This window comes from Streptomyces sp. NPDC028907 (assembly GCF_055564995.1).
Map to the genome: position 1 here is coordinate 40,295 of NZ_JBVHVE010000019.1, position 24,342 is coordinate 64,636.

Here is a 24,342-nt window from a genome sequence, read left to right on the forward strand (position 1 = left end):
GCCCGCCAAAGGAGCGAGCGGAAACGGAAATTGACCATCCGTTCCCGGTCACTGCCTGTGGCACGTGCCGCATGGACGCCCCACGCACTCTTCACGAAAGCATGCGAAGCATTCCACAGAGTTGCGAACCATGGTGAAAGAGGGCGGGGAACCGCGGTGAATCACGGCAGACCGGCCCGCCCCCCGCGCGTGGAGCCGCGGGGGGCGGACCGGTGGGTCGGCGCGCCGGCCGTTCGTCCGGCACTCTCGCTGTCCTCGTCCCTCCCTCCGCGGTCCGTGCGTATTCGACTGATGAGGCGATCAACCCTGGGGAGGTGTGATCTTCTACTGTTCCGACGCGCCGACCGGCTTGCCGTCGGGGCGGATGGCGAACCAAGTGCCGCCGACGCCCTGACCGTTGGTGTCGCCGGGCTTCTTGTCACCGGCGAAGGTGTAGATCGGCACACAGTCGATGGTCTGCTGCTTGATCCCGTCGGGCCGGTCGAAGACCACGTAGCCCTGACCCCTCGGGCCGGAGCCCTTCAGGTCGATGCCCTCGGTGTCCTTGGCGTCGACCGGCGCGATGACCGGCCACTTCTCCAGGCACTCGCCGGTGCACGCCGTCTTCATCGGCCAGGGCGAGTCCTTCATGAAGCGGTAGACCGTGTGGCCGTTCTTGTCGACGACGATCTCGCCGAGCTTGGCGTCCTTGCGGGTGGACAGACCGGGCAGGTCGCCCGCCTCGGCTCCGCCCTCCGCACCGCCCTGCGCCTTCTTGCCGTCCGGCGCGAGCGCGTACCAAGTGCCGCCCACCCCCTGACCGTTGACGTCGCCGGCGTTGACGTCCTTCGCATAGCGGTACGCCGGCCAGCCGTCGACGGTCAGCTGCTTGGTGCCGTCGGAGCGGGTGACCGAGCCGAGCAGTGCCTTGTCGATGCCGGCGCCGGCCGTGGCGTCGTCCGCGGGGACCGGCGGCCACTTCGTGGCGCAGTCACCGTCGCAGTTCGACTTCGGCGGCTCGACGGTGTCCTTGTCGAAGCGGTAGAGCGTCAGACCGGCACTGTCGGTCAGCACCTTGCCGAGTTCCTGGTTGCTGGAGACGGACAGCTCACCGGCCGAGCTCGACTGCGTGGCGGCCTCCTGGCCCGCCGCGCCGGCGTCGTATCCGGATCCGTTGCCCAGGCCCGTGCCGGCGGTTCCGTAGTCCCCGGCCGCGGCCGTGGCACCCACGTTCTGGCTGCTCGCCGGCGGGGCGGTCTCCGAGCCGCATGCCGTCGTCAGCGCCGCCACCGCCACGGCGCTCACCACGAGCGAGGCGCTCCGCCACGAGGTCTTCATCGTCAACTCCCCATACTCACAAGGGTGTTGCAGCGCCCTGCTGCGCCGCCGCACGACAAGAGGTACGCACGAGAGCCACGCTCGTGTTCAACCGGCGCACAAAATTCTTTCCGGAAGCTGTGACACCGCCCGCGTCACACCTGTGAACTCCCGCGCCCCACCCGCACCGCATCGCACACCCGTGCGCATCGGCAGTCACTCGTCCGCCCCTTGATCAAACCTTTCGTGGGTCATCCGTCGCCCGTTCGGGGCAATCCCCTCACTCTCCGGCGTGTGAAAGCGCGCACTGGGCTCAGGATCTTCGTCGTGCATGGACTCGAACCGACCCAATCCACCCTGACCACAAGGGCGTTGACGGTGCTGACGCTGACCTGGCTCCTGGTGTCGGCACCGGCCGCCGTGGCTCAGGCCACGGCCTGCGCGTACGCCGACACCGGACCGGACGGCGCGAGGGCGGTCGCGGTCGCCGGGAGCCGCACCTGGCCGACTCCCCCGCACTGCCCGACCCCGACCCCGACCCCGACGCCGTCACCCACGCCCGCGCCGAAGCCGTCCCCCTCACCGGATCCCACACCGACGCCGACTCCGAAGCCCACGCCCACCCCGAAACCCGAGCCGCCGCCTCCTGCGCCGCCACCGCCGCCACCGCCGCCCCAGGCTCCCCCGGCTCCTCGTCCCGCGCCGCCCCGGCCGCGCCCGGCGCCGCCCGCACCCGCCCCGACGCCCCCTCCGAAGCCGTCGGTCAAGCCCACCCCGAGTCCGTCCGCGACCCCGGTGCACTACCCGCCCTACCGCGCCGGCCAGCACCGTCGGCCGGCCCGTGACGCCCCGTCGCCCCTCACCTTCGTCCTGCTCATCGCGGCGCCCGCCATCGCCGCCGTGGCCGCCCTGCGGCCGCGCTGACCCTGCTGAACCTGGAGGCTTCTCTTGCCGGAATGGCTTGTTCTCACCCTCGCGATGCTGGCCGCCTGCGCCGTGGTGGTCATCATCACCCTCCTGCGGCACCGCACGGCCCCCGAGGACGAGGATCCCTCCGAGACCCCGGACGTCATCGAGTACATGACGATGTGGATCGGCGTCGTGTACGCCATCGTCCTGGGCCTGGCCATCGCCGGCGTATGGGAGGGCCGCAGCGCCGCCCAGGACCACGTCCAGGCCGAGGCCGTGGCGCTGCACGAGGTCTCGGAGCGGGTCCGGGTCTATCCCGCCGACATCCGCGACCGTATTCGGGAGGATGTCAACGCCTATGTCGGACACGTCGTCGACACCGAGTGGAAGACGATGGCGGACGACGGCCGGATGACCGAGCGCGGCACCGAGCTTCTCCAGCGCGTCCGGGAGGCCGTCACCGACTACGAGCCGCGGACCGACTTCGAGGCTCAGGCCTACCAGCCGCTGCTGGACCAGGTGACCGCCGCCGACCAGGCGCGCAACGCCCGGGCGAACTCGACCGGGGAGACCATGCCGGGCGTGGTGTGGTTCGGGCTCATCGCGGGCGGCGTCGTCACCATCGGGATGATCTTCGCCCTCCAGATCCGGCGCACGCCCCGTGAGCTGATCCTGGCCGGGCTCTTCTCCGCGCTGATCGCCTTCCTGCTCTTCCTCATCTGGGACTTCGACGCGCCCTACAGCCGGGGTGTCACGGCGTCCGCGGAACCGTTCCTGGAACTCTTCCCGCACATCAAGGGCTGATCGGCCGTCACCCGACGGGCCGCCCGGTGGACGTCGTCCCCTGCGCGGCCCACACCATTGCCCCATTCGTACGACAGCAATCGCGCAGGTGGACGCGCCTTCCTAGCGTTTCGTTCATCGAGGTGCATTTCCGTCGCAAGCGGAAGAGGTCCGCGGCTGCTCCTCGGGGAACCCGGAGGAACCACCATGCGCGCGATACGCGTCACTTCGGCGGCACTGCTGGGTGCCACCGCCCTCGCCCTGACCGCCCCGGCCGCCCCGGCCGCCCGGGCGTACGAGGACGACTCGGGTTTCTGGGCCAGGGTTCTGCCCACCACCGTCGCGCCCGGCGGCCGGGTCACGCTGCACGCGAGCGGCTGCGAGCAGAGCGTGACCGTGGCGTCGGGGGTCTTCGACACGGTCACCATCCCCCGGGGGCGTACGACGGCCAGGGCCACGGTCGACCGGGATGCCAGGCCGGGCGCCGTGTACGAGGTGTCGTTCTACTGCGGCACGTTCTGGCAGAGCGTCGACCTCACGATCGCCGGCGGCCGGCCCGGCCCGGTGCGTCCCGATCATCCCCACAAGGGCGTGCACGCGGGTGAGGGCGGCAGCTTCGCCGGGCTGAACCTCAAGGAGCTCGGCCTGGGCGCCGCACTCGTCACGGGCGTCCTGGGGACGGCGTACCACCTCTCCCGGCGCCGCACCGACGAGGACGGCGCCTGACACCGCCGCCCGTCCGACCGCTCCCGCCTTCGCTCAGGCCTTCGCCCCGGTTCCCCATGAGGGGGCCGGGGCGAAGGCCTGTCTGGTTGCGTGCGACGGGGCTGCGAGGGGGCTGTCCGCGGCGGATCCGCCCGCGACGGGCGGCGCGTCAGGCCCGCTTCTCCGCGCGGCGGCGCATCCAGAACACCCCGCCACCGACGATGGCGACGGCGATGAGCCCGCCTCCGATGGCCATGTCGGTCGGTGTCGCCCCGGTGGAGCTGCTGCCGCCGAGACCGCCCCGGACGCCGCCGATGACGCTGAAGGCGGCCGGGTTGGTCAGGCTCCTGGAGTCACAGACGACCGTGATGCTGTGCGGACCCGGCTTCGCGTGCCGGTCGACCGTCGCGGTGCCCCGCGCCGTGTTGCTGCCGTGTACGGGGCGCAGGTGCGTGGGCCGGAAGGCGTCCGAGGTCGCGGTGCCGCCGTGCGGGCAGTTGTCGACGGTGATGGTGAGCTGTCCGCCGCGGGCGATGACGCTGGGCAGGGCGACGATGTTGCTCGGGCCGGCGGGCATGCCGTCGCGGGCGACGGCCGCGGGGGCGGCGAGGCTGAGAGCGGCGACCGCGGTGGCAGCGGCCGCCATGGCACGTGTAGTACGCATGTGATCCTCCGCGGAAGACGCCCCGGGAACCGTCCCCGGTCGATCGGCGAGAAGCGCCTCCCAGAAAGACCCTCAGATGCCGTGCCCGACGCCGCATTTCGGCAATGGTCCGTCCTGGTGAGAGGACACGCCGACCGATCACCGCACAATCGGAATTGCCGCAGGTCACGGACCGTCAGAATTTTCCTGCCGGTGGCAACTCGGATGGCGCACCGAAAGCGGGTGGGCCACCCGTTCGTATCTGTGCCGTCGCCGGTCGCGCGCGTGGGACTTAGCGTTCACGTATGCGCGATATGTCTGCGTCCGAGGCTGAGCTGGCCGAGCTGGCCGAAGAGGAGGAGCGACGGAAGAAGCGTGCTCCTTGGGGTGTGATAGCGCTTGTCCTGCTGACCGGTCTCGCGCTCGTCCGCAATGGCTCGGGTGAGTTCGACGAGGGGCCGCCGCAGCCCGCCTCGGCGGCCGCCCCGGACCACAGGGTGCCCGACGGGCTCTTCGCCGGTGCCGCGCAGCCACTGCCGCACGCGCTGCCGGAGCGGGTCCGGATCCCCGGGATCCAGGTGGACGCCCCGGTCATCCCGGTCGGCCTGGACGTGGACGGCTGGGTCGGCGCGCCGCCGCCGGAGAACCCCAATCTGGCGGGCTGGTTCACCGGTTCCGTCTCTCCCGGCGAGAAGGGCACCGCGGTGGTGGTCGGCCATGTCGACAACACCCAGGGCCCCGCCGTGTTCTACGGGCTCGGCGGCCTGCAGAAGGGAAATCGCGTCGAGATCGCCCGCAAGGACGGAAAGACGGCCGTTTTCGAGATCTACGGCATCGAGGTGTTCGAGAAGAACAACTTCCCGGGCGACCGGGTGTACGCCTCGAAGGGAAACGCGGAACTGCGGGTCATCACCTGCGGCGGCGGATTCACCAAGCAGGGTGGTTATGACGGGAACGTCGTCGCCTTCGCCAGCCTGGTCGAGGTCCGCTGAGCGTGCTCGACCCGGCGGGCGGGAGCCGTCACCGGGGACGCCGTTCGGGGACGGTGACGTGGTATCCGGCATCCAGCAGTTGCGGCAGATAGGTGCGCAGGGCCCGGACGCTCTGCGAGCGGTCGCCCCCGGCGTCGTGCGAGAGGATCACGACGCCGGGGGCGGCGCCGTTCTCCACCCGGTCGACGATGGTGCGGGTGCCGGGGGCAGTCCAGTCGAGGGTGTCGACGGTCCAGGCGAGCGGCTCCATGCCGAGTTCGGCGCCGATCCGGAAGGTGGCGCGGTTCCAGGCCCCGTAGGGGGCGCGGAACCAGGCGGGGCGTTCGCCGTAGCTCTCCTCGACGACGTCGCTGGTGCGTTCCATCTCCTTGCGGATCCGGGCGTGGCTGAGACGGGTGAGCAGCGGGTGGGACCAGGTGTGGTTGCCGACGACATGGCCCTCCTCGGCCATCCGGGCCAGCAGGTCCTTGTTGTCGACGACCATCTCGCCGCACACGAAGAACATCGCGCGGACGCCGTACTCGCCCAGGGTGTCCAGGATGTACGGCGTGTAGCGGGGGTCGGGCCCGTCGTCGAAGGTCAGCACCATGGTGCGGCCGCGTCCGGACACCCGCAGCAGGGGTTCGCGCCGTACGAGGGTGCGCCGGGGGGCCGTCCGGGGCGGGCCGTAGCCGGTCAGGGGCTGGAGGCGGTACGAGGAGGGCTTGAGCGCGGGACGCGCCTGCGGGCCCGCGGCCGGGACGGCCCGGACCGGCTCGTCGCCGTTGCCCACGACCGTCGCCAGCAGCCCGGCGCTGCCGGCCGCTCCGACGGCGGCGACACCGGCGAGCAACGCACGGCGTCGCGTGAGCGGGCTGGTGGGCAACTGATCCTTCGTCATGACTCATCAGTCGCCCGGCGAGCGACCGGCGCACCAGTACGACACCGGTACGGAGGTACGAATACACCCGCGCGGCCCAGCCGTCCGGCCTGGGACCCCGTCAACGGCGGCGTACCAAGGGGAACGGCAGGGTCTCGCGGATGGTCAGGCCGGTGAGGAACATGACCAGGCGGTCGACGCCGATGCCGAGGCCTCCGGTGGGGGGCATGGCGTACTCGAGGGCGTCGAGGAAGTCCTCGTCGAGTTCCATGGCCTCGGGGTCTCCGCCGGCGGCGAGCAGGGACTGGGCGGTGAGGCGGCGGCGCTGTTCGACGGGGTCGGTGAGTTCGGAGTAGGCGGTGCCGAGTTCGGTGCCGAAGGCGACGAGGTCCCACCGTTCGGCGAGGCGGGGGTCGGTGCGGTGCTGGCGGGTGAGCGGGGAGACGTCGGTGGGGAAGTCCTTGTAGAAGGTGGGCAGGAGGGTCTTCTCCTCGACCAGGCGCTCGTACATCTCCAGGACCACGTCGCCGTGGCCGTCGTCGGCGACGTACGGCACGCCCACGCGGTCGCAGTGCCGGTGCAGGCGGAGCAGTTCGGTGTCGGGGTCGATCTCCTCCCCCAGGGCCTCGGAGATCGCTCCGTACACCGTTCTGACCGGCCACTGCCCGGAGATGTCGTACTCCTCGCCGTCCTGGTGGGCGACGGGTGAGCCGTAGGCGGCGGTGGCGGCGCCCTGGATCAGTTCGCGGACGAGGTGGAGCATCACGTCGTAGTCGGCGTACGCCTGGTAGGCCTCCAGGATCGTGAACTCGGGGTTGTGCTTGTAGTCGACGCCCTCGTTGCGGAAGGTGCGGCCCATCTCGAAGACCTTCTCCAGGCCGCCGACGCAGAGCCGCTTGAGATAGAGCTCGGGGGCGATGCGCAGATAGAGGTCGAGGTCGTAGGCGTTGATGTGGGTGGTGAAGGGGCGGGCGTTGGCGCCGCCGTGGATCTGCTGGAGCACCGGTGTCTCGACCTCGAGGAAGCCTCGCTGGAGCAGGCCCTGGCGTACGGCCTGGACGGCGGTGGAGCGGGCGCGGACCACGTCGCGGGCGGCGGGGCTGGAGACCAGGTCGAGATAGCGCATGCGGACCTTGGCCTCGGGGTCGGCGAGGCCGCGGCGTTTGTCGGGCAGGGGGCGCAGGCACTTGCCGATGAGCTGCCAGGACGTCACGAAGACGGTCGGCTCGCCCTTGTCGCTGACGCCCGCGAGGCCGGTCGCGCTGATGAGGTCGCCGATGTCGGTGTCGGCGGTGAAGCGGTCGAGGGCGGCGCCGGAGTCCCTCCGGGTGAGGGCGAGCTGGTGGTCGCCGGACCAGTCGCGCAGTACGGCGAAGACGATGCCGCCGAAGTCGCGGACGAGCATGATCCGGCCGGCGACGGTGACCTGCTCGCCCGCGCGGACGTCGGCGAGGGCGTGGGTGCGGGCGGGGATGCCCACCGGGTAGGGGTCGACGCCGTCGGCGCGCAGCCTGTCGAGGGTGCGGTGCCGGATGCGGACCTGCTCGGGCAGGCCCGCATCCGGCCCGGCGGCCCCGGCCTCGTCCCCTCCGTCGAGGCCGAGCGCCGCCAGCGAGGGCAGTCCTTCGGTGGTCGCGGGACGTGGCCCGCCTCGCGGGTGCCCGTTTCTGCGGAGTTTGTGCAGCGACGGTACGGAGACGAACCCCTCGGCGATGCCGGACGCGAGGCTGATCCGGGCGAGGGAGGCGGCCTCGCCGTAGCAGATGAAGCGCGGGAACCACTGCGGGTTGTACTTGGCGTTGGAGCGGTAGAGGGCCTCCAGTTGCCACCACTTGGAGAAGAACAGCAGCAGCCGTCGCCAAAGCCGCAGTACGGGTCCGGCGCCGATGCGGGCGCCCTCCTCGAAGACCGAGCGGAACACGGCGAAGTTCAGCGAGATCCGGCGGATGCCCAGCTTCGGGGCCACCGCGCACAGCTCGGCGACCATGAACTCCATGACGCCGTTGGGGGCGGAGCGGTCACGGCGCATCAGGTCCAGGGAGACGCCGTCCTTGCCCCAGGGCACGAAGGAGAGCAGGGCGAGCAGTTCGCCGTCCTCACCGAGGGCCTCCACGAGGAGACAGTCGCCGTCGGCGGGGTCGCCGAGGCGGTCCAGGGCCATGGAGAAGCCGCGTTCGGTCTCGGTGTCGCGCCAGTGGTCGGCCTTGCCGATCACATCCTCCATCTCGGTCTCGGTGAGGGTGCGGTGGCGGCGGATACGGCAGTGGGCGCCGGTGCGGCGGACGCGGTGGACGGCCTGCCTGGTCACCCGCATGTCGCGGCCGTCGAGGTCGAAGTCCGGCACGTTGAGGATGGCCTCGTCGCCGAGTTGGAGGGCGCCGAGGCCGGCGCGGGCGTAGGCCGTGGCTCCCTCCTCGGAGGCGCCCATCGCAGCGGGCACCCAGGCGTGCCGGCGGGCGGCGTCCAGCCAGACGGCGATGGCGTGCGGCCAGGCCTCTCGGTCGCCGACCGGGTCGCCGCTGGCGAGGCACACGCCTGCCTCGACACGGTAGGTGACGGCGGCCTTGCCGCTGGGCGAGAAGACGACGGCCTTGTCGCGGCGGGTGGCGAAGTAGCCGAGGGAGTCCTGGCCGCCGTAGGCCTTGAGGAGGGCGCGGATGCGGGCCTCCTCGTCGTCGTGCAGAGCGGCCTCCATGCGCTGCGAGCGGAAGAGCGTCGCGGCGGCGTTGAGGAGGGCGAGCGCGCCGAAGAGGCCGAGCAGGAAGTACAGGGGGCGGGGCGGGCGTCCGTCGTAGGAGGTACCGGAGACGAGTCCGCCGCAGACCCGGTCGGCGGCCCAGGCCAGCCGCTGGCCCTGCGGCAGGGTGCCGGGGAACAGTTCGACGAGCCCCCAGCCGACCAGGATCCCGATGGCGAGCCCGACGACCAGGACGCCGAGGGCCCGGCGTACGGCGGCGCGGCGGGAGGCGGCGTAGAACTCCCCGCGGGCGGCGATGAGCAGGGCCAGGGCGAGGGCGCACACGATCAGGGACGGGACGGAGTCCGAGTAGTCGCCGAACACCGTGCCGAGCAGGTCGGTCAGGACCAGCAGCCCGAGGTAGACGACGACCAGCCACCAGGCGATCTTCTTGCGGGCGGCCGTCGCCGCGGCGAGCAGGAAGAGGAAGACGGCGTAGGCGAGGTTGGCGCTGACCGGGACGATGATCTCGTCCAGGGCGTGCACGACGGGGCGGAGCGCGGTGCGCAGCGGCGGGACGAGGGCCAGCAGGACGCAGAGCGCTCCGATGGCGCCGAAGAAGGTCGCGAAACCCTCCGGCACCCTGCTCAGGGCGCCGTGCCGGGGCGACCGTATCGGGCCCTTGGTGCTCTTCTCCCGGGTGGCCTCCACGGTGGCACTCATGTTCCGACTCTAGGAAGAGCCCGGCCTCCTCGCCCGTCGAGCGTCCTGGCCGCCGGGCGGACCTGGGGCTTCCGATAGCCTCCCTGCCGTGACGGAACAGCACTCGCACCAGTTCGAGCGGGGCACGGACGGGCCCAAGGTCATCGTGGTCGGCGTGGACGGCTCCGACTCCTCGCTCCGTGCGGCGGCGTACGCCGGTGGCCTGGCCCGACGGCAGCGCGCGCTGCTCGCCGTCGTGTACGTGCAGCCGGTGATGACGGCGGGCGCGGCCCTCGGGGCGCCGGTCGCGGAGACGACCAACGAGATCGCCGAGAGCCTGATCGCCCAGATCCGGGAGGCGACCGAGCGGCTCAAGGGGATATTCGACGTCCGCTGGGAGTTCCACACCTTCCAGGGCGACCCCTACAACGGCCTGGTGAAGGCGGCGGACGACCTGAAGGCCGACGCTGTGGTGGTGGGCGCGTCGGAACAGGCCGGTCACCGGATCGTGGGCTCGGTCGCGGTGCGGTTGGTGAAGGCGGGGCGGTGGCCGGTGACGGTCGTGCCGTAGTGGCATAGACCTGGGGGCATGGCTTCTCATGACTTCGACGTGGACGTCTTCCTCCAGCAGCCGCTGACCGCGCGCCTCGCGACCAACGGGCCGACGGTGCGCCCGGTCTGGTTCCTGTGGGAGGACGGCGCCTTCTGGATCCTGACCGGGCCGCGGACCCGGCTCTTCCACCGGGTCCGGGACGACCCGGCGGTGGCCCTCGTGGTCGACGAGTGCGACCCGGCGACGGGGCTCGTGCGCCAGGTGATCGCGCGGGGCCGGGCCGAACTCGTGTCCTTCGACGTCCCTCGGGGCCGCCGCAAGCTCGCGCGCTGCCTGGGCGCGGACGAGGGCCGTTGGGACGCACGGTTCGTGCGCCATCTGTACGACGACCCGGCGGAGCGCGGCACGGTGTGGCTGCGGCTGGCGCCGGCGTCGCTCGATGTGCAGGACCTGAGTTACGCGGTCGCCGGCTGAGTCGTCCGGGCGTCAGAGCGTGTGCAGGAACTCGGCCAGGATCCGGTTGAAGATCTCCGGCTTCTCCAGGTTCGGGTAGTGGCCGACGCCGCTGATGACCTCGGCGCGGCCGTCCTGGACGGTGGCGGCGAGGCGCTCGGCCGCGGCGAGCATGTCGGCGGGTTCCAGGCCGCCGTTGAGGGTGAGCAGGGGGACGGTGATCTCCGCCGCCCGGGCGAAGGTGTCGGTCACGGGTACGAACCAGTCCTTCTCGCCGGGCGTGTGCTTGGCGAGCGTGCCGCGGGCCATGTCCTGTACCAGGCGCAGGATGTCCTGGTCGACCTCGTCGAGGGCCCGGTGTTCGCCGGGTACGACCTGCACGAAGGCGGCGAGCCAGCCTTCGATGTCCCCTGCGGCGAGTGTCCGCGCCATCTCGGCCTGGAGCTCGCGGGTCCAGGCATCCGTGTACTGGAACTCACCGGTCGCGGCACCGCAGGTGACCACCGCGCGGACGAGCTCCGGATACTCGAGCACCGTGTTGGTGGCGATCAGCCCGCCCATGGACAGGCCGACGAGGACGGCGGGCCCGGCGTCGAGGTGGCGCAGCAGGGCGGCCAGGTCGTCGGCCCAGCGGAAGGGCATGGAGGCGTTGGCGGAGGCCCCGTGGCCGCGGACGTCCAGGGCGATCACGCGGTGCTCGGCGGCGAGGGCCGGGATCTGGGCGCGCCAGACCCGGTGGTCGACGTACCCGGAGTGGAGCAGGACCACCAGGTCCCCGGCGCCGGTGTCGACGTAGGCGAGATCGCCGTCGGCGGACGTGAAACGGGTCAGTTCGGAAGCAACTGTCATGACAACCAAGGTGTCATCTTCCGCCGAGTTTGGCAACCGAGGTGTCATGATGGTCGCGTGAACGACATCGACGCACCGCTGCCGCCCGACGAACTCGGCCACCGCGTGAGCGAGGTGTTCGACCTGATCGGCGCGCTCTACCGGCGCGGCCTGCGCAAGCTCGAACAGGGCCAGGAGATCGAGGGGGTGTCCGTCGGCGTGCGCTCCGTCCTGACCCTGCTCCACCGCTACGGGCCGATGACGGTGCCCCAGATGGGCCGGGTCATGACGCTGACCCGGCAGTTCGTGCAGCGCATGGTCAACGACGCGACGGCCAGGGGCTGGGCGGAGGCCACCCCCAACCCCGCCCACCAGCGGTCCTCGCTGATCCGGATCACGGCCGGCGGCGAGGCGGTCATCACCGCGATCCTCGCCCGCGAGCACGCCCTGAACCGGCAGGTCGGCGGCGATCTGACCGAGGCCGAACTCCGGGCGTGCGTGCGCGTGCTGAAGCAGATGATGAAGACCTTCGACGACGTCGCCCCGGACTGACCACTCCGCCCCGCACCGACCTACTCCCCCATGGTGAGCCCGTCCTTCCCGGCCCCCCGGCTCAGCACGACGTCCCGGATCCGGTCCCGGACACCGCGCACGTCGGCCCCCTTGGCGAGCGCCCGGTTGAGGTCGACCACCCGTCCGGCGTCGATGTCGAACAGCTGCGGGACGAACTCGGCCTTCGACACCTCCCACCGGCCGCCCTTCCGGTCCGGCGCGGCGAAAGTGAAGCGGGCCAGGGTGGACTGGTTGCCGCGCGGGTCCTGTACACCCCGGTCGTTGTACATCGCACCGGCGATCTGGTCGCCCATGCCGTAGACCACCCAGGTGCCGTTGACCTTCTCGTATGCCTGCGGGACATGGGCGTGGGTGCCGAGGATCAGATCGATGTCGGGGCGGCCGTCGGTGCGGGCGGCCGTGAGGTCGCGGGCCAGGGTCACCTGTTCGTCGTCGGGCCTGTCCTGCCATTCGGTGCCCCAGTGCAGCGAGACGACGACCACGTCGGCGCCCCCCTTCCGGGCGGCCCGGGCGTCCGCCAGGATCTTGCTCTCGTCGATCATGTTGACCGCCCAGGGCTGCTCCGGCGGAAGCGGGAAGCCGCTGACCCCGTACGTGTACGCCAGATGCGCGACCTTGGCCTGACCGGCGCGCAGCACGGTGACCGTGCGCGCCTCGTCGGCCGTGCGCGCCGTCCCCGCGTGCCGCACCTTCGCCCGGTCGAGGGCGTTCAGTGTGCGCAGGATGCCCGCGGCCCCGTCGTCGAGGCTGTGGTCGGAGGCGGTGGAGCAGCCGTCGTAGCCGGTGGCCGCGAGCCCTCGGGCCACCTCGGGCGGGGACTTGAAGAGCGGGTAGCCGGTGTAGTGGCCTTTCTCGCCGTAGACGGTCTCCATGTGACACAGCGCCAGGTCCGCGCGGGACACCACCTCTTTGACACCGGCGAGCATGGGGCGGAAGTCGTATCCGGTGCCGCCCGCGTCGAAGCGCGCGCGTTCGATGATCGAGGCGTGCGGCAGGACGTCGCCGGAGGCGACGAGCGTGAAGCCACGAGCCCCCTTGCCGGAGGGACCCGCTTGCCCCGGGGCCTCCCGGCTGTGGGCCTGGCATGCGGCACCTGCCGCGAGAACGGCCGTCGCGGCGAGGGCCACAAGTCGACTGCGTGGGATCATCGGCTCACCCCTTGTGGTCGTATATACGGATCAATAGGTACGAAGCCCTACCCGCCCGCAAACAATCCGGCCACTTTCGTTAGCCCGTCCGGCGCGCATCCCTTGGGCCGGGTCCGCAAAGTCGCGCCCGCCCCAGGCGGAAGGAACCGTTCATCGAACCGTTCGCCGACGCGATCGACCGTCCGCCGCAGATCCGTGTGCGCGCCCTGTCCCGGAACTGCCGCCTGCGATGCCATACGGCCATGACGGCCGGAACCACCCTCACGAACGGGACGACGACCGCCGAGCACGAGCTCGCCGCACTGCAGCGGGAGCACGGCCGGCCTCTCTTCGCACTGCTGCTCCGGCTCTGCGACGGGGACCGGCAGCGCGCCGAGGACCTCGTCCAGGAGACGCTGGTGCGCGCCTGGCAGCATCCCGAGGCCCTGCGCGCCGACGACTTCGACTCCGTGCGCCCCTGGCTGATGACCGTAGGGCGGCGGCTCGCGATCGACGCGCGACGCGCCCGGCAGGCGCGGCCGCCGGAGGTCGGGGACGCGGTCCTGGAGAACGCACGGGTGATCTCCGACCACGCCGAGCGGGCCGTGGAGATGCTCGATGTGCGCGAGGCTGTGAAGACACTCACTCCGGAGCACCGTGAAGTCCTGGTGCTCGTGTACTTCCAAGGGGCGAGTGTTGCGGAAGCCGCGGAAACCCTGGGTATTCCGCCCGGTACGGTGAAGTCCCGCGCGTACTACGCGCTGCGGGCCCTGCGCCGGGTGCTTCCGGGATACGCGGCCGACCTGCGGTGAAACCAATGGCTTAGTCAAACCTCCGTAAAGCGCCTTGCTGAACACCCCGGTTGAGTAATCGGCTGTCCTCATCCGTGTTCCGGATTGGGCCAGGGCCCAGGGGTAGGGCGACGCATTCACCGGAGGAGGGCAGGAAGGGATGCTGCACAGAGGTCAAGAGAGCACGGACGGCACCGGCGGCGGTGAACTCACCGTCCCCATGGCGTGGTTGTACGCCGAGTACATCGCCGACGAGCTGCTGCGGACCGGCGATCTGATGCCGCCGACGTCCTTCGAGTTCCGCGCCGGGCGCGACGCCCTGGCGCTGACCATCTTCCTGTCCGACACCGACGGCGAGCTCTCCGGCATCCGGGTCGTCACCCAGCTGGAGACCTGGCTGTCGCTGACGGCCTACGACCAGCCGTGGCAGGACTGGGTGCGTGAGCGCATGGCGTGTCTCGCGGCCGAGGCGGACCGGTCCGGCGGGCCCGCGCCCGACCTGGAGCTGGCCGAGGCGGCCTGGCGCTGGCTCCAGGAGACCGAGCTGCTCGCGCCCGATCTCAACGCGGTGCCGGGCGGCGGGGCGCTGGTCGGGGAGGACGAGGGACCGAAGGTGTGGACCCCGGCGTGGCAGCTGGGGCTGCCGCTCGGGCACCTCGCCATCCACCTTTTCTGAGTTCTTTTCGCCGCGGACCAATCCTCGCCGCCGACGGCTCCGAATCCCTTGGTTGCGATTCGGTGTCGGCCTTGAGTGATTCGACTTCCTGGTGCGTACCAGTGGGCGCAAGGAGTAACACACCCCACACCCAACGGCACGAGGATTCGGCATGAGGTCCCTGGAGAGGCATCGCGACGTCGCCGCGTACGCGCTCGGCGTGCTGAACGAAGCGGAGGCGTTCCGCTTCGAGGACCACCTCATGGAGTGCCCCCGCTGTGCGGCACACGTGACCGAGTTCGGGCCCATCACCCGCCAGTTGATGCTGTACCGGCGGTCGACGCCCCAGTTCGTGCCCCCCATGACCAGGCCGGGCCCGCAGATGCTGAACCGGCTGCTCGACGCGGTGGCGGCCCGCCACCGCGCCCGGCGCCGGCGCACGATGTACGCCGTCGCCGCCTCGGTGGTGATCGCCCTCGCCGGGCCCGGGGTCGCGATGATGGCGAGCGGCGACGACGGGGCCGCCCAGGTGGTCCAGGCGACCGACGCGCGCTCGGGTGTGTGGGCACAGGTCACCACCGAGAACGAGGCCTACGGCAGCCAGGTGGAGCTGAAGGTGAAGGACGGGTCGGGCCGGCGTCCCTGTCATCTGATCGCCATCGGCCGGGACGGCTCGGAGGAGACCGTGACCAGTTGGCACGCCTCCGACCACGGCTCCGGCGAGAACACCATGACGGGCGCCTCGGCGATGCACACCGACGAGATCGTCCGCTACGAGGTCCGGACGGCGGGCGGGGACCACCTGGTGACGCTCAAGCCACGGTGAGGAGCGGAGCGTCGCGGTGAGCCTGGGGTGCGCCGCGGCCGGCCCCGGTGAGCCATGGCGAGCCGTGGGCCCTCTCCGCACCGGGGCGTCCTTTCAGCGCCGGGGAGTCGGCCGGCGCAAAGGGGCGCGGGGAACTGCGCGATCAGCCGGGCGCCTACTTCAGCAGTCTCGACAGCCGCCGGTCCGCCAGCGGCTTTCCGCCCGTCTGGCAGGTCGGGCAGTACTGGAGCGAGGAGTCGCTGAAGGAGACCTCGCGGACGGTGTCGCCGCAGACCGGGCAGGGTTCGCCGGTGCGGCCGTGGACGCGCAGGCCGCTCTTCTTCTCGGCCTTCAGGCGTCCGGCGGCCACCCCGCGCGAGCGCCCGACCGCCTCGGTGAGGGTCGTCCGCAGAGCCTCGTACAGCCTGGCCGTCTCCTTCGGTGACAGTGCTGCCGCCAGCTTGAACGGGGACATCTTCGCCGCGTGCAGGATCTCGTCGCTGTACGCGTTGCCCACCCCGGCGATGAGGCTCTGGTCGCGCAGGGCGCCCTTGATCTGGCGGCGCTCGTCCTTCAGCAGGGCCGCGAACCGCGCCTCGTCGAAGTCGTCGGCGAGCGGGTCCGGGCCGAGCCGGGCGATGCCCGGGACCTCCTGGGGATCGCCCACCACGTACACCGCGAGGCGCTTTTGGGTCCCTGCCTCCGTGAGGTCGAAGCCCGCGCCGGTCTCCAGAGCCACGCGCAGCGCGAGCGGCCCCTTGCCGGGGCGGGGCATCCCGCTCGGCAGCTCGTCCTTCCAGTGGAGCCAGCCCGCGCGGGCGAGGTGAGTCACGAAGTGGGGCCCGTCGGCCGTGACGAGGTCGAGGAACTTGCCGTGGCGGTGCACGGCGGTGACCTCGTGCCCCTCGATGGCGGTGACCGGCGGGGTGTATGTCTTCAGGACGCTGATCGCGACGGGCAGCACCCTCACGACCTCGTGGCCGACCAGGTGCTCGGTCAGGAAGTCCTTGAGCGCTTCGACCTCGGGGAGTTCCGGCATACGTCCAGAGTGCCACCCGGCACCGACAGCCTCAGCTCCGCTCCGGCACGACGAACTCGCACCACACCGCCTTGCCGCCGCCCCGGGCCTCCACGCCCCACACGTCCGTGAGCAGGTCGACCAGGAGCAGGCCGCGGCCGGAGACGCCCGACTCGCCCGCCTCGCGGCGCCGGGGCAGGGCACTGGAGGAGTCCTCGACCTCGACACGCAGCCGGCGGTCGGAGCCGGCCAGGACCCGCAGGGTCACCACGGCGGAGCCCTCGGTGTGCATGAGGGCGTTGGTGATGAGCTCGTCGGCGACCAGTTCGATCTCGTCGGCCCGGTCGCCGGCGCTCCAGGCGCGCACGGCGGCGCGGATCATGTGCCGGGCGCCGGTGAGGGCCTCGGGGTCGCCGGGGGCGACGTGCTGCTGGAGGCGGCCGCCGGCCTGCGGGGCGTCCAGGACGCGGCGGCGCAGCAGGAGCAGGGCGACGTCGTCGTCGCCGCCGCGTTCCTCGGCGACGTCGATGAGCCGGTCCGCGAGGTCCCGTACGTCGTCCGGGCCGGTGGCGATGAGCGCGGTGAGGGTCTGCATGCCGTCGTCCAGGTCGGCGCCGGGCTGTTCGACCAGGCCGTCGGTGCACAGCAGCAGGGTGTGGTCGGAGTCCAGCTCGATGGTGCCGACCGGGTATTCGAGCCGCCCGAACTCCGCGGACAGGCCGAGCGGCAGCCCGCCCTCGACGGGCACGCGCCGGCAGGTGCCGCCGGGTTCCCGCAGCAGCGGGTCGATATGGCCGGCCCGGACCACCTGGACGACTCCGGTGGACAGGTCGGCCTCCGCGTACAGGCAGGTCGCGAAGCGGTCGGTGTCCAGCTCGTGCAGGAACACGGAGGCGCGGGCCATCACGGTGGCCGGGGTGTGGCCCTCGGCGGCGTAGGCGCGCAGGACGATGCGCAGCTGGCCCATGACTGCGGCGGCGTGGGTGTCGTGGCCCTGGACGTCGCCGATGACGGCGCCGACCCTGCCGCCCGGCAGCGGGATCAGGTCGTACCAGTCGCCGCCGATGTCCCGGCCGAGGGAGGCGGAGCGGTAGCGGACGGCGACGTCGGCGCCGGGCACGCTGGGGATGGTGCGCGGCAGCATGGCCTGCTGGAGGCCGGTGGCGAGGTCCTTCTCCTGTTCGTAGAACATGGCCCGCTGCAGGCTCTGCGCGATGCTGCTGCCGAGGGCGACGAGCACGTTGCGGTCCTCGGTGGAGAAGCCGCGCCGGTCGCTGTAGAGCAGGCCGATGGCGCCGATGGGCCGGGCCTGGGCGATCAGCGGCATATAGGCGGCGGACGTGATGCGCAGGTCGGTGATGTGCGGCCACAGGATCGGGTAGCTCTCGGCGAACTCCTCCGGCGATTCGATGAAGCGCGGACTGAGGGTCCGTACGACCTCGCTCATCGGGTACTGCTCGTCGATCCGGGTGACCATGGTCCCGGGCACGAAGCTGCCCGCGGGGCCCTCGGCGACCAGCCGGATGCGGCCGGCCTCGACCAGGCCCATGACCAGGCTGGTGGCGCCGAGGTGGGTGATGCCGTGGGTGTCCTTGAGGACGTCGATGACGTCCTGGACGGTGCGGGCGTGGGCGAGAGCTGCCGTGGTGAGCTGCACGACGCTGGTCTGCTGACGACGTGCCTCGTCCTCGGCCGCCTGCTCGCGCCGTTCCTCGCTCTCGGCGAGTTCGTCGGTGGCGTCCCGGACGATGCCGATGATGCGGCGCGGGCGGCCGGTCTCGTCGCGGCGGATGTAGCCCTGGGTGTGGGTCCAGCGCAGGGTGCCGTCGCGGCAGCGGATGCGGAAGTAGACGCCGTAGTTCTCGCTGCCGTCCTTCATCGCCTTGGAGACCAGTCCGTCCAGCCGGTAGGCCTCCGGTGGCGGGACCCGGATCGCCAGGGTCGCGGGGTTGCCGTCGAATTCGTCGGGGCGCAGGTCGAAGACCTCGTGGGCCTGGGCGTCCATGTGGAACTGACCGGAGTCCAGGTCCCAGTCGAAGCTGCCCATGCGGTTGAGCGCCAGGATCGGATCCGGGTGGGCGGGCCAGTCGTCCGGGAGTGACAGGGCGCTCGCTCCCCGATCAACCATGGGGCCACCTTGCCAGGGTTTGCCGGATTCTTCGACCGGGGTGACGGAACTGCCTTCACTCGATTCCACGACCGCTCCACGGCACCGGTCATCCGTCGAAGACGTCGGGGGCCGCATTGCCTGCTTCACTCACTCGGGTTACGCAAGCGGAGAAGTGGTATACGGAGAGTCACATGAGTCGGGTGGCGCGACAATGAGGAGAGGAGGGGACGGGCCGTGGAGTGGTTCATCGCACCGGACTACTGGACGAGCCGGCTGGTCTTCCAGCGGGCTCTGGCCGGCGTGTATCTCGTCGCGTTCCTGACAGCGGCCCTCCAGTTCCGGGCGCTGATGGGTGAGCGCGGCATGCTGCCCGTGCCACGCTTCGTCGCGCAGGTGCGCTTCAGGGCCGCGCCGAGCCTGTTCCAACTCCACTACTCGGACCGCTTCTTCGCCGCGTGCGCCTGGTCGGGCGCCGCGGTGTCGGCGGCGCTGCTGTCCGGGCTGGACAATGCCGTGCCGCTGTGGGCCGCCATGCTGCTGTGGCTGGTCCCGTGGGCGCTGTACCTGTCGATCGTGAACGTCGGCCAGACCTGGTACTCGTTCGGCTGGGAGTCCCTGTTGCTGGAGGTCGGCTTCCTCGCCGTCTTCCTCGGCAACGACGAGGTGGCGCCGCCGATCGTGGTGCTGTTCCTGCTGCGGTGGATCCTGTTCCGCGTGGAGTTCGGCGCCGGCCTGATCAAGATGCGCGGCGACGAGTGCTGGCGCAAGCTCACCTGCCTGGACCACCATCACGAGACCCAGCCGATGCCGGGCCCGCTGAGCTGGTTCTTCCACCATCTGCCGAGGCCGCTGCACCGGGCCGAGGTGGCCGCCAACCACGTCACACAACTCGTCGTCCCGGTCCTCCTCTTCACCCCCCAGCCGATCGCGACGGCCGCCGCCGCCCTGATGGTCGTCACCCAGCTGTGGCTGGTCCTGTCGGGCAACTTCTCCTGGCTGAACTGGATCACCATCGTGCTGGCCCTGTCGGCGATCGAGTTCCCGAGCGATCCGCCGTCCACGGCGGACGCACCGCTGTGGTACGAGGCCCTGGTCCTCGCGGTCGCCGCGCTCCTCGTCTTCCTCAGCTACCACCCGGTCGCCAACATGATCTCCCGCCGCCAGATCATGAACCGCTCCTTCGACCCGCTCCATCTGGTCAACACCTACGGCGCCTTCGGCAGCGTCAGCCGGATCCGGTACGAGGTGGTGATCGAGGGCACCGATGACGACGTGCCGCGGGAGGACTCGGACTGGCGGGAGTACGAGTTCAAGGGCAAACCCGGCGACCCCCGGCGCTGGCCACGGCAGTTCGCGCCCTACCATCTGCGGCTGGACTGGCTGATGTGGTTCGCCGCGCTGTCACCCGCGTACGCCGGGTCCTGGTTCGGCACGCTGGTGGAGCGGCTGCTGGAGAACGACCGCGCCACGCTGAAGCTGCTGCGCCGCTCCCCCTTCCCGCCCGACGCGCCGCCGCGCTACATCCGCGCCCGACTCTTCCGCTACCGCTACACGACGTGGCGCGAGCTGCGGGAGACGGGGGCGTGCTGGGAGCGGACGTATGTGCGGGAGTATCTGCCGCCGACCAGGCTGGCCGGGGTGGCTCAGAGGTCGTAGACCCGCGTGGCCGTCGCCCCGAAGATCTGCCGAGGGTCGGACATCGCCGTCAACTCACGTGCGGTGTCGAGCACCTGCCCGTACGACGCCGCCAGCGTGCACACCGGCCAGTCGGAGCCGAACATCAGCCGGTCCGGGCCGAAGGCGTCCAGGACGACGCCTGCGTACGGGCGCAGATCGGCGACCGTCCAGGAGGCGGGGTCGGCCTCGGTGACCATGCCGGAGACCTTGCAGACCGTGTTGGAGAGAGCGGCCAGGGAGCGGACCGCCGTCTCCCAGGGTTCCCGCTCGCCGGAGGCGATGGGCGGTTTGCCCAGGTGGTCGAGGACGAAGGTGAGCTCAGGCAGTGCGGCCGCCGCCCCGACACAGGCCGGCAGTTGGTGCGGGAGGACGACCAGGTCGTAGACCAGCCCCGCCTCCGCCACGGCGGCCAGCCCGCGCCGAACGTCCGCCCGCAGCAGCCACTGCGGGTCTGCCTCGCCCTGGACCTGGTGGCGGATGCCCTTCAGATACCGGCCTCCGGGCAGCTCCCGCAGCCGGGCCAGTTCGTCGGCGACGTCGGGGCGGGTGAGGTCGGTCCAGCCGACGACGCCCGCGATGAGGTCGTGCTCGGCGGCGAGGGCGAGGAACTCCGGGGTCTCCTCGGCGACCGTGACCGTCTGGACGAGGACCGTGCGGTCGACTCCGGCGGCCCGCGCCTCGGGGGCGAGGTCGGCGACCGTGAAGTTCCGTCGCAGTGGCCGGAGTTCGGGGCCGGTGATCCAGTCCTGGTCCCGGACCGAGAGGTCCCAGACGTGGTGGTGGGCGTCGACGATCGTCACGGCAGCTCCCATACGACGGGCAGGCCGGCGTCCGCGCCCTCGTCGGAGTAGTCGTGCACCACGTCCAGCAGTTCGGCCATGCGGGCCTGCCAGGCCACGTTGACCGGCAGCTTCTCCAGCTCGGCGAGGAGACGGCCGTAGTCCTCGCACTCCAGGACGTGGAAGAGGTCGGTGTCGCTGCGCCAGATCGTCCAGGAGGTGGCACCGGCCGCGCGGATGGCGTCCGTGAGTTCGACCGGCACCTCCTGGTGGGCGGCCTCGTACTCGGTGATGCGGTCCGCGCGGACCTTGGTGTGCAGGGCGACTCTCATGACGGTTCCTTGTCGGACAGCAGACCGGACTCCAGCAGCTCCTGCCAGAACGCCATCGGCACCTCCGTGGCGAACTGCTCGGCGCAGTCCCGGACTTCGTCGGCCGACCGGGCGCCCACGAGGACGCTCGCGACGGCCGGGTGCGCGGCGCAGAAGGCGAGGGCGGCGGCCCGCAGGGTGATGCCGTGGCGCTCGGCGAGGGACTTCATGCGCAGGGCGCGGTCCAGCAACTCCTGCGGGGCCTGCGCGTAGTTGTACGTCGCGTCGGGCCTCGGATCCGCCAGGAGGCCGGAGTTGAAGGCGCCGCCGACGACGACGGAGGTGTGGCACTCGACGGCCACGGGCAGCAGGTCGTCGAGCGCGCTCTGGTCGAGCAGCGTGTAGCGGCCGGCGCAGAGCACCACGTCGACGTCGGTGTCGGTGACGAAACGGGTGAGCATCTCGGCCTGGTTCATCCCGGCGCCGATCGCGCCCACCACGCCCTCGGAGCGCAGCTTCTCCAGCGCCGGATAGCCCTCGCGGAAGGCCTGTTCGGCGTGGTCGTCGGGGTCGTGCAGGTAGACGATGTCGACGCGGTCGAGGCCGAGCCGTTCCAGACTCTCCTCCAGGCCGCGTCGTACGCCGTCCGCGCTGAAGTCCCAGACGCGGCGGTGGGTGGCGGGGACGGCGAAGCCGCCCGCGAGGTCGTCGCCCGTCGCGTCCGTCAGCGGCTCCAGGCGGCGGCCGACCTTCGTGGAGATGGTGTACTCGCCTCGGGGGTGCTCCCGCAGCGCCTCGCCGAGGCGGCGTTCCGAAAGGCCGAGGCCGTAGTGCGGCGCGGTGTCGAAGTAGCGGATGCCCGCATCCCAGGCGGCGTCCACCGCCTCGTACGCCTGCTGCTCGCCGACCTCGCTGTAGAGGTTGCCGATGGCGGCCCCGCCGAAGGACAGCGGGCTGACCTCGACGTCGGTGCGGCCGAGCCGGTTCACCGGCCCACCGGCCTGAGGCGCAGGCCCTGCATGCCGCCGTCGACGGCGAGGGCGGTGCCGGTGGTGGCGCCGGAGAGCGGACTCGCGAGGTAGGCCACGGCGCTCGCGACCTCGGCGGCGCAGACGAGGCGGCCGGTGGGCTGGCGGGCCTCCAGTGCGGCGCGTTCGGCGGCTGGGTCGGCGGCCTTGGACAGCAGTCGTCCGACCCAGGGGGTGTCCACCGTGCCGGGGTTGACGCAGTTGACGCGGATGCCCTCGCGGACGTGGTCGGCGGCCATGGCGAGGGTGAGCGAGTACACGGCGCCCTTGGTAGCGCTGTACAGCGCCCGCTGCGGGAGCCCGGCCGTGGCCGCGATGGAGCAGGTGTTGACGATCGCCGCGTTGGCCGACTCCCGCAGCCGCGGGAGGGCGGCGCGGGCCACGCGGACCATGCCGACGACGTTGACGTCCATGACCCGGTGCCACTCGGCGTCGTCGTTGTCCTCGACGGTGCCCTGGGCGCCGACGCCGGCGTTGTTGATCAGCACGTCCAGTCCGCCTAGGTCGGCCACGGCGGCGGCCACGGCCGTGCGCACGGACGCGTCGTCGGTCACGTCGGCGCCGTAGGCGAGCAGCGGCTTCTCCACCGACGACGGGTCCAGGTCGAGGACGGCGACCTGGGCGCCGCGCGCGGCGAGGAGTTCGGCCGTGGCCCGGCCGATGCCGGAGGCGCCTCCCGTCACCAGCGCCTTGAGACCGTCGAAGTCGCTCATGCCGCGTGCCCCTTCTCGTCGGTGGCCCTGAGATCGGCGGCCCAGAAGGCGCCGTCCGGGAATGTGTACCGCGCGATCGACTCGGGCCGCATGGCGGCCGAGAAGCCGGGCGCGGTGGGTGCCGTGTAATGACCTTCCCTGATCACCACCGGGTCGAGGAAGTGGCCGTGCAGATGGTCGACGTACTCGATGACGCGGTCCTCGGTGGTGCCGGTGACGGCGACGTAGTCGTACATCGACAGGTGCTGGACGAGTTCGCACAGGCCGACGCCGCCGGCGTGCGGGCAGACCGGGACGCCGAACTTGGCGGCGAGCAGCAGGATGGCGAGGTTCTCGTTGACGCCGCCGACGCGGGCCGCGTCGATCTGGAGGACGTCGAGGGCGCCGGCCTGGAGAAGCTGCTTGAAGACGACGCGGTTCTGCACGTGTTCGCCGGTGGCCACCTTCACCGGGGCGACGGCCTCCCGGATCGCCGCGTGGCCGAGGACGTCGTCGGGGCTGGTGGGCTCCTCGATCCAGTACGGGTCGAACTCGGCGAGGGCCTTGGTCCAGCGGATCGCCTCGGCCACGTCCCAGCGCTGGTTGGCGTCGATGGCCATGCGGATGTCCGGGCCGACGACCGAGCGGGCGACCCGGCAGCGCCGTACGTCGTCCTCCAGGTCGGCGCCGACCTTCAGCTTGATCTGCCGGAACCCGTCGGCGACGGCCTCGGCGGCGAGCCGGGTGAGCTTGTCGTCGTCGTAGCCGAGCCAGCCGGCGGAGGTGGTGTAGGCGGGGTAGCCGCGCTCCAGGAGCCGGGCCACCCGCGCCTGCGCCCCCTCCCGTCCCCGGCGCAGGATCGTCAGCGCCTCCGCGGGCGTGAGCGCGTCGGTGAGGTAGCGGAAGTCGATCTGGCGGACGATCCACTCCGGGTCGGCGTCGGCCAGGAGCCGCCACAGGGGCTTGGCGGCCCGCTTGGCGGCCAGGTCCCACACGGCGTTCATGACGGCGCCGATCGCCATGTGCATCACGCCCTTCTCGGGGCCGAGCCAGCGCAGCTGGCTGTCGCCGATCAGGTCGCGGTTCAGGGTCCCCGGGTCGCCGCACAGTTCGTCGACGGGGCGGCCGACGACATGTCCGCGCAGTGCCTCGATCGCGGCGACCTGGACCTCGTTGCCCCGCCCGATGGTGAAGGTGAACCCGTGCCCCTCCAGCCCGTCGGCCGCATCGGTGCGCAGGACGACGTACGCGGCCGAGTAGTCGGGGTCCGGGTTCATCGCGTCGGAGCCGTCGAGCTCGCGCGAGGTGGGGAAACGGATGTCATAGGTGTCGACCGCGGTGACGCGGGCGGGGGTGCCGGGGGTCGGGGACACGGA

General features: G+C 71.5%; 25 protein-coding genes. 11 read left to right on the forward strand and 14 right to left on the reverse strand.

Annotated elements, in window-relative coordinates; all coding sequences use genetic code 11:
- Positions 1-324: 324 nt before the first annotated feature.
- Complete coding sequence (locus ACZ4UU_RS39420) at positions 325-1,317, reverse strand: SCO0930 family lipoprotein (protein ID WP_471908235.1); 993 nt, start codon at positions 1,315-1,317, stop codon at positions 325-327.
- Positions 1,318-1,721: 404 nt separating this feature from the next.
- Positions 1,722-2,069 (reverse strand): hypothetical protein, encoded by a 348-nt coding sequence (locus tag ACZ4UU_RS39425; protein WP_471908236.1) that lies wholly within the window; start codon positions 2,067-2,069, stop codon positions 1,722-1,724.
- Between the two features lie 22 nt (positions 2,070-2,091).
- On the opposite strand from ACZ4UU_RS39425, the gene ACZ4UU_RS39430 reads away from it, so the two are divergent.
- The 3 genes from ACZ4UU_RS39430 to ACZ4UU_RS39440 all read left to right on the forward strand — a co-directional run bounded on the left by ACZ4UU_RS39430 (position 2,092) and on the right by ACZ4UU_RS39440 (position 3,714).
- Positions 2,092-2,220, forward strand: coding sequence for a hypothetical protein (locus ACZ4UU_RS39430; RefSeq protein WP_471908237.1), 129 nt, complete (start codon positions 2,092-2,094; stop codon positions 2,218-2,220).
- Between the two features lie 24 nt (positions 2,221-2,244).
- Positions 2,245-3,009: a bestrophin-like domain gene (locus tag ACZ4UU_RS39435; protein WP_471908238.1), complete on the forward strand. Its 765-nt coding sequence runs from the start codon at positions 2,245-2,247 to the stop codon at positions 3,007-3,009.
- Between the two features lie 186 nt (positions 3,010-3,195).
- Positions 3,196-3,714: a hypothetical protein gene (locus ACZ4UU_RS39440; protein ID WP_471908239.1), complete on the forward strand. Its 519-nt coding sequence runs from the start codon at positions 3,196-3,198 to the stop codon at positions 3,712-3,714.
- A gap of 148 nt (positions 3,715-3,862) precedes the next feature.
- On the opposite strand, the gene ACZ4UU_RS39445 is transcribed toward ACZ4UU_RS39440, so the two are convergent.
- A complete protein-coding gene (locus tag ACZ4UU_RS39445; RefSeq protein WP_471908240.1) occupies positions 3,863-4,357 on the reverse strand; it encodes a hypothetical protein in 495 nt (164 codons plus the stop codon).
- 293 nt (positions 4,358-4,650) lie between these two features.
- On the opposite strand from ACZ4UU_RS39445, the gene ACZ4UU_RS39450 reads away from it, so the two are divergent.
- A complete protein-coding gene (locus ACZ4UU_RS39450; RefSeq protein ID WP_471908328.1) occupies positions 4,651-5,328 on the forward strand; it encodes a class F sortase in 678 nt (225 codons plus the stop codon).
- A 28-nt stretch (positions 5,329-5,356) separates the two neighbouring features.
- On the opposite strand, the gene ACZ4UU_RS39455 is transcribed toward ACZ4UU_RS39450, so the two are convergent.
- On the reverse strand, positions 5,357-6,208 hold the full coding sequence (locus tag ACZ4UU_RS39455) for a polysaccharide deacetylase family protein (RefSeq protein ID WP_471908241.1): 852 nt from the start codon (positions 6,206-6,208) through the stop codon (positions 5,357-5,359).
- A gap of 100 nt (positions 6,209-6,308) precedes the next feature.
- Positions 6,309-9,587: a bifunctional lysylphosphatidylglycerol synthetase/lysine--tRNA ligase LysX gene (lysX, locus tag ACZ4UU_RS39460; RefSeq protein WP_471908242.1), complete on the reverse strand. Its 3,279-nt coding sequence runs from the start codon at positions 9,585-9,587 to the stop codon at positions 6,309-6,311.
- A gap of 88 nt (positions 9,588-9,675) precedes the next feature.
- On the opposite strand from lysX, the gene ACZ4UU_RS39465 reads away from it, so the two are divergent.
- Positions 9,676-10,137: a universal stress protein gene (locus ACZ4UU_RS39465; protein WP_471908243.1), complete on the forward strand. Its 462-nt coding sequence runs from the start codon at positions 9,676-9,678 to the stop codon at positions 10,135-10,137.
- An 18-nt stretch (positions 10,138-10,155) separates the two neighbouring features.
- Positions 10,156-10,593 (forward strand): pyridoxamine 5'-phosphate oxidase family protein, encoded by a 438-nt coding sequence (locus ACZ4UU_RS39470; RefSeq protein WP_471908244.1) that lies wholly within the window; start codon positions 10,156-10,158, stop codon positions 10,591-10,593.
- A gap of 12 nt (positions 10,594-10,605) precedes the next feature.
- Here the strand turns inward: ACZ4UU_RS39470 and ACZ4UU_RS39475 are convergent, their stop codons facing one another.
- A complete protein-coding gene (locus tag ACZ4UU_RS39475) occupies positions 10,606-11,421 on the reverse strand; it encodes an alpha/beta fold hydrolase (protein ID WP_471908245.1) in 816 nt (271 codons plus the stop codon).
- A gap of 57 nt (positions 11,422-11,478) precedes the next feature.
- On the opposite strand from ACZ4UU_RS39475, the gene ACZ4UU_RS39480 reads away from it, so the two are divergent.
- Positions 11,479-11,952 (forward strand): MarR family winged helix-turn-helix transcriptional regulator, encoded by a 474-nt coding sequence (locus tag ACZ4UU_RS39480; RefSeq protein WP_471908246.1) that lies wholly within the window; start codon positions 11,479-11,481, stop codon positions 11,950-11,952.
- 20 nt (positions 11,953-11,972) lie between these two features.
- On the opposite strand, the gene ACZ4UU_RS39485 is transcribed toward ACZ4UU_RS39480, so the two are convergent.
- Positions 11,973-13,121 carry a CapA family protein gene (locus ACZ4UU_RS39485; protein WP_471908247.1) on the reverse strand — a complete coding sequence of 383 codons (1,149 nt, stop codon included), beginning with the start codon at positions 13,119-13,121 and terminating at the stop codon, positions 11,973-11,975.
- Between the two features lie 242 nt (positions 13,122-13,363).
- Between ACZ4UU_RS39485 and ACZ4UU_RS39490 the strand changes: the two genes are divergently transcribed.
- The 3 genes from ACZ4UU_RS39490 (at position 13,364) to ACZ4UU_RS39500 (ending at position 15,372) form a co-directional block, all read left to right on the forward strand.
- A complete protein-coding gene (locus tag ACZ4UU_RS39490; RefSeq protein WP_471908248.1) occupies positions 13,364-13,912 on the forward strand; it encodes a sigma-70 family RNA polymerase sigma factor in 549 nt (182 codons plus the stop codon).
- A 139-nt stretch (positions 13,913-14,051) separates the two neighbouring features.
- On the forward strand, positions 14,052-14,567 hold the full coding sequence (locus ACZ4UU_RS39495) for a hypothetical protein (RefSeq protein ID WP_471908249.1): 516 nt from the start codon (positions 14,052-14,054) through the stop codon (positions 14,565-14,567).
- 151 nt (positions 14,568-14,718) lie between these two features.
- Positions 14,719-15,372, forward strand: coding sequence for a zf-HC2 domain-containing protein (locus tag ACZ4UU_RS39500; protein WP_471908250.1), 654 nt, complete (start codon positions 14,719-14,721; stop codon positions 15,370-15,372).
- A gap of 154 nt (positions 15,373-15,526) precedes the next feature.
- On the opposite strand, the gene ACZ4UU_RS39505 is transcribed toward ACZ4UU_RS39500, so the two are convergent.
- The gene (locus tag ACZ4UU_RS39505) at positions 15,527-16,390 is read right to left on the reverse strand and encodes an Fpg/Nei family DNA glycosylase (protein ID WP_471908251.1); all 864 of its coding nucleotides are present in this window, start codon (positions 16,388-16,390) and stop codon (positions 15,527-15,529) included.
- A gap of 31 nt (positions 16,391-16,421) precedes the next feature.
- Complete coding sequence (locus ACZ4UU_RS39510) at positions 16,422-18,497, reverse strand: SpoIIE family protein phosphatase (protein WP_471908252.1); 2,076 nt, start codon at positions 18,495-18,497, stop codon at positions 16,422-16,424.
- A gap of 216 nt (positions 18,498-18,713) precedes the next feature.
- Between ACZ4UU_RS39510 and ACZ4UU_RS39515 the strand changes: the two genes are divergently transcribed.
- Entirely contained in the window at positions 18,714-20,135 is a 1,422-nt protein-coding gene (locus ACZ4UU_RS39515; RefSeq protein ID WP_471908253.1) for a lipase maturation factor family protein, read from the forward strand.
- On the opposite strand, the gene ACZ4UU_RS39520 is transcribed toward ACZ4UU_RS39515, so the two are convergent.
- From ACZ4UU_RS39520 to ACZ4UU_RS39540, 5 genes are read right to left on the reverse strand one after another with little or no spacing between them, the layout of a single operon-like run.
- Positions 20,123-20,968: an amidohydrolase family protein gene (locus tag ACZ4UU_RS39520; RefSeq protein ID WP_471908254.1), complete on the reverse strand. Its 846-nt coding sequence runs from the start codon at positions 20,966-20,968 to the stop codon at positions 20,123-20,125. The two genes, ACZ4UU_RS39515 and ACZ4UU_RS39520, sit on opposite strands and share 13 nt — an antisense overlap.
- Entirely contained in the window at positions 20,953-21,267 is a 315-nt protein-coding gene (locus ACZ4UU_RS39525) for an L-rhamnose mutarotase (RefSeq protein WP_471908255.1), read from the reverse strand. Before ACZ4UU_RS39525 ends, ACZ4UU_RS39520 begins: the two co-directional genes overlap by 16 nt.
- Entirely contained in the window at positions 21,264-22,235 is a 972-nt protein-coding gene (locus ACZ4UU_RS39530) for an aldo/keto reductase (protein ID WP_471908256.1), read from the reverse strand. Before ACZ4UU_RS39530 ends, ACZ4UU_RS39525 begins: the two co-directional genes overlap by 4 nt.
- Positions 22,232-22,987: an SDR family NAD(P)-dependent oxidoreductase gene (locus ACZ4UU_RS39535; RefSeq protein WP_471908257.1), complete on the reverse strand. Its 756-nt coding sequence runs from the start codon at positions 22,985-22,987 to the stop codon at positions 22,232-22,234. Before ACZ4UU_RS39535 ends, ACZ4UU_RS39530 begins: the two co-directional genes overlap by 4 nt.
- Positions 22,984-24,339 (reverse strand): L-fuconate dehydratase, encoded by a 1,356-nt coding sequence (locus ACZ4UU_RS39540; protein ID WP_471908258.1) that lies wholly within the window; start codon positions 24,337-24,339, stop codon positions 22,984-22,986. Before ACZ4UU_RS39540 ends, ACZ4UU_RS39535 begins: the two co-directional genes overlap by 4 nt.
- Positions 24,340-24,342: the final 3 nt, after the last annotated feature.

What these genes read in the sequence shown, in the direction of transcription:
- ACZ4UU_RS39420 (WP_471908235.1), bottom strand. Translation starts at nt 1,317, where the DNA reads ATGAAGACCTCGTGGCGGAGCGCCTCGCTCGTGGTGAGCGCCGTGGCG.
- ACZ4UU_RS39440 (WP_471908239.1), top strand. Translation starts at nt 3,196, where the DNA reads ATGCGCGCGATACGCGTCACTTCGGCGGCACTGCTGGGTGCCACCGCC.
- ACZ4UU_RS39445 (WP_471908240.1), bottom strand. Translation starts at nt 4,357, where the DNA reads ATGCGTACTACACGTGCCATGGCGGCCGCTGCCACCGCGGTCGCCGCT.
- ACZ4UU_RS39450 (WP_471908328.1), top strand. Translation starts at nt 4,651, where the DNA reads ATGTCTGCGTCCGAGGCTGAGCTGGCCGAGCTGGCCGAAGAGGAGGAG.
- ACZ4UU_RS39455 (WP_471908241.1), bottom strand. Translation starts at nt 6,208, where the DNA reads ATGACGAAGGATCAGTTGCCCACCAGCCCGCTCACGCGACGCCGTGCG.
- lysX (WP_471908242.1), bottom strand. Translation starts at nt 9,587, where the DNA reads ATGAGTGCCACCGTGGAGGCCACCCGGGAGAAGAGCACCAAGGGCCCG.
- ACZ4UU_RS39470 (WP_471908244.1), top strand. Translation starts at nt 10,156, where the DNA reads ATGGCTTCTCATGACTTCGACGTGGACGTCTTCCTCCAGCAGCCGCTG.
- ACZ4UU_RS39475 (WP_471908245.1), bottom strand. Translation starts at nt 11,421, where the DNA reads ATGACAGTTGCTTCCGAACTGACCCGTTTCACGTCCGCCGACGGCGAT.
- ACZ4UU_RS39485 (WP_471908247.1), bottom strand. Translation starts at nt 13,121, where the DNA reads ATGATCCCACGCAGTCGACTTGTGGCCCTCGCCGCGACGGCCGTTCTC.
- ACZ4UU_RS39490 (WP_471908248.1), top strand. Translation starts at nt 13,364, where the DNA reads ATGACGGCCGGAACCACCCTCACGAACGGGACGACGACCGCCGAGCAC.
- ACZ4UU_RS39495 (WP_471908249.1), top strand. Translation starts at nt 14,052, where the DNA reads ATGCTGCACAGAGGTCAAGAGAGCACGGACGGCACCGGCGGCGGTGAA.
- ACZ4UU_RS39500 (WP_471908250.1), top strand. Translation starts at nt 14,719, where the DNA reads ATGAGGTCCCTGGAGAGGCATCGCGACGTCGCCGCGTACGCGCTCGGC.
- ACZ4UU_RS39505 (WP_471908251.1), bottom strand. Translation starts at nt 16,390, where the DNA reads ATGCCGGAACTCCCCGAGGTCGAAGCGCTCAAGGACTTCCTGACCGAG.
- ACZ4UU_RS39510 (WP_471908252.1), bottom strand. Translation starts at nt 18,497, where the DNA reads ATGGTTGATCGGGGAGCGAGCGCCCTGTCACTCCCGGACGACTGGCCC.
- ACZ4UU_RS39520 (WP_471908254.1), bottom strand. Translation starts at nt 20,968, where the DNA reads ATGGGAGCTGCCGTGACGATCGTCGACGCCCACCACCACGTCTGGGAC.
- ACZ4UU_RS39525 (WP_471908255.1), bottom strand. Translation starts at nt 21,267, where the DNA reads ATGAGAGTCGCCCTGCACACCAAGGTCCGCGCGGACCGCATCACCGAG.
- ACZ4UU_RS39535 (WP_471908257.1), bottom strand. Translation starts at nt 22,987, where the DNA reads ATGAGCGACTTCGACGGTCTCAAGGCGCTGGTGACGGGAGGCGCCTCC.